The following is a 2,567-nucleotide window of genomic DNA, read 5'->3' as shown; positions in this document are numbered from 1 at the left end:
GGGTGCGGGGGGTGCGGGCTCCCACAGCGTGTCGGGGTAGGCGCGGCGCAGCTCGGGGGCGATGTCGGCGGCGAACCATTCGAGCTGCTCGCGCTGCCAGGCGATCGGCAGGGAGTCGACGCCGATGCCGGTGAGCTGCTGGCCGTACAGCTCGGTGAAACGGTGGATCTTGTCGAGGACCTGCTGCGGGCTGCCGACGAGGGCCGAGCCCTGCTCGATGAACTCCTCCAGCTCCCAGAACGGCGAGTTGTTGTGCTTCGCGGCGGGGGTGGCACGCTGGGCGTTCCAGAACGGCCGGTACGCCTCGAGGGCCTCCTGGGAGGTCTTGCGGATGAGCAGGGCGGGGAAGCCGCTGCCGACCAGGGGCTCACCCGGATGGCCGTGCTCGGCCCAGCGCTGCCGGTAGTGGTCGATGAGGTCCTTGTACTGGGCCACCTTGAAGAATCCGTTGGCCGAGTACAGCGGGTCGCCGTGCTTCGCGGCGAGCTCCGTCGAATGCCGGCTCGTCGCGCTGCCGTGCCAGACCCGGATCGCCGGCTGGTATGGGCGCGGCTGCGTCGTCAGGTCGACCAGCGGCTCCCGGAAGCGCCCGGACCAGGTCACGTTCTCCTCCGACCACAGCCGGCGCAGCAGCTCGTACTTCTCCGCGAGCACCTCCCACTGCTCGGCCGGGTCGAGCCCGAAGGTCGCGTAGTGCGGCGCGTGGTTGCCCTTCGCGATGACGAGGTCGAGCCGGCCGCCGCTGAGATGGTCGAGCAGCGCGTACTCCTCGGCCACCCGCACGGGGTCGTGGATGCTCAGCACGGTGACGCCGGTGAGCAGGCGGACCCGGCTGGTGCGGGCGGCGACCGCGGTCAGCAGCACCGACGGGGACGAGCACAGGAAGGGTGCGCCGTGCCGCTCGCCGATCTGGTAGGCGTCGTAGCCGAGCTGTTCGACCAGGGCCGCCTGGTCCAGGACGCTGGCGAGCTTGTCATGCTGGTTCATGGTCACGCCGGTGTGCGGATCCGGAGCATTGATGATCAGCGAAAGCACGACGAACTTCACGATCCTCAGCATACCGATCGGTCGGGTCGGCTATCCCCCGAACTCGCTCTTCACCCGCGGGGCCGCCCTCGACGCCCGCGGGGCCGCCCTCGACGCGCTGCCCGCCGAGCTCCCGCCTAGTCCCGAGGCGACCGTCCGCGCACGCCGAGCGGACCGACGCCGACCGTGCGCTAGAGTGACCGCATGCCCGCGCGCCGGAGTTTCTGGTGGGCCGCCACATCGGCGGTCCGCACCCAGCGCGCGTAGTCCAGCACGCGGCCGCCCACCCCGGCGGCCGCCATCGTCACCTCGGCACAGCGAGCGAGGGACGGCCGTCGGCTCACGACGGCCCGCCCGACCCCACGAGGAACGATCATGGATCTGCTTCATCCCCTGCTCGCCACCGCCATCGCCGGTGGCGAACCAGGCCCGTTCGCCCTGCTGCGCCGCCAGGGCGCCGACCGTCTCGACGTGCTGCGCGGCGAACTGGACGTCGTCGACCGGCTCGCCGACATTCCCCTGCCCGCAGGTCCCGCCGGGCCGCGCACGCTCGCCCTCGTCCCCTACCGCCAGCTCACCGAACGCGGCCTGACCTGCATCGACGACGCGATGCCGCTGGAATGCCTGCGGGTCGACGAGCACGAGCGAGTCCCGCTCGCGGCGGTACTCGCCGCGCTGCCCGACCGTGCCGTCACCGCGACCGACGGGCACTTCGACCTCAGCGACGAGCAGTACGCCGAAACCGTCTCCACGGTGCTGCGTGAGGAGATCGGCCGCGGCGAGGGCGCGAACTTCGTCATCCACCGCGTCTACACCGCCGCCCTCGACGGCCCGCCGCTGGCCGCCGGGCTCGCCGCGCTGCGCCGGCTGCTGCTCGGCGAACGCGGCGCCTACTGGACGTTCCTCGTCCACACCGGAACCCGGACCCTGGTGGGCGCCACCCCGGAACGGCACGTCAGTGTCGACGACGGGCTCGTGATGATGAACCCGATCAGCGGCACCCACCGGCTGCCCGCCACCGGTCCGGACCCCGCGGCGTTGCTGCGTTTTCTCGCCGATCCCAAGGAGACCGACGAGCTGTACATGGTGCTCGACGAGGAGCTGAAGATGATGGCCCGGATCGCCGAGCACGGCGGCGAGATCATCGGCCCGCAGCTCAAACAGATGGCCCACCTCGTGCACACCGAGTACCTGCTCGCCGGCCGCGGCGACGCCGACGTGCGCGACGTGCTGCGCGAGACGATGTTCGCCCCGACCGTCACCGGCAGCCCGCTGGACAACGCCCTGCGGGTCATCGCCCGCCATGAACGCCGAGGGCGGCGCTACTACGCCGGGGTGTGCGCCCTGCTCGGACGCGACGAGGCCGGTCAGCAGACGCTCGACGCCCCGATCCTCATCCGCACGGCGGAGATCACCCCCGACGGTCAGCTTCGGGTGCCGGTGGGGGCGACGCTGGTCCGCCACTCCACCGCCGCCGGCGAGGTCGCCGAGACCTACACCAAGGCCGCCGGCGTGCTCGCCGCCCTCGGCCTGCACCCACC

3 protein-coding genes are annotated in these 2,567 nt (G+C 71.9%); 1 reads left to right on the top strand and 2 read right to left on the bottom strand.

Going from position 1 to position 2,567, the window contains the following annotated elements:
- Together NBZ83_RS31555 and NBZ83_RS31550 are read right to left on the bottom strand one after the other, a co-directional pair.
- Positions 1 to 1,059, bottom strand: a 1,059-nt coding sequence (locus NBZ83_RS31555) for an LLM class flavin-dependent oxidoreductase (protein WP_261576446.1), incomplete at its 3' end; no start/stop codon positions are given.
- 158 nt (positions 1,060 to 1,217) lie between these two features.
- Positions 1,218 to 1,403: a hypothetical protein gene (locus NBZ83_RS31550; RefSeq protein ID WP_261576445.1), complete on the bottom strand. Its 186-nt coding sequence runs from the start codon at positions 1,401 to 1,403 to the stop codon at positions 1,218 to 1,220.
- Here NBZ83_RS31550 and NBZ83_RS31545 point away from each other — a divergent pair.
- On the top strand, positions 1,402 to 2,567 hold a 1,166-nt coding region (locus NBZ83_RS31545), incomplete at its 3' end, for a chorismate-binding protein (RefSeq protein ID WP_261576444.1). The genes NBZ83_RS31550 and NBZ83_RS31545 overlap by 2 nt on opposite strands.

The organism is Frankia gtarii, from assembly GCF_025403375.1.
Classification (GTDB): Bacteria; Actinomycetota; Actinomycetes; order Frankiales; family Frankiaceae; genus Frankia; species Frankia gtarii.
The sequence above is the reverse complement of the archived record's forward strand: the minus strand, read 5'-3'. Positions and strand labels throughout refer to the sequence as shown.

Bases quoted from the DNA above. Each gene is read 5' to 3' on its own strand.
- NBZ83_RS31550 (WP_261576445.1), bottom strand. From the start codon at position 1,403: ATGATCGTTCCTCGTGGGGTCGGGCGGGCCGTCGTGAGCCGACGGCCG.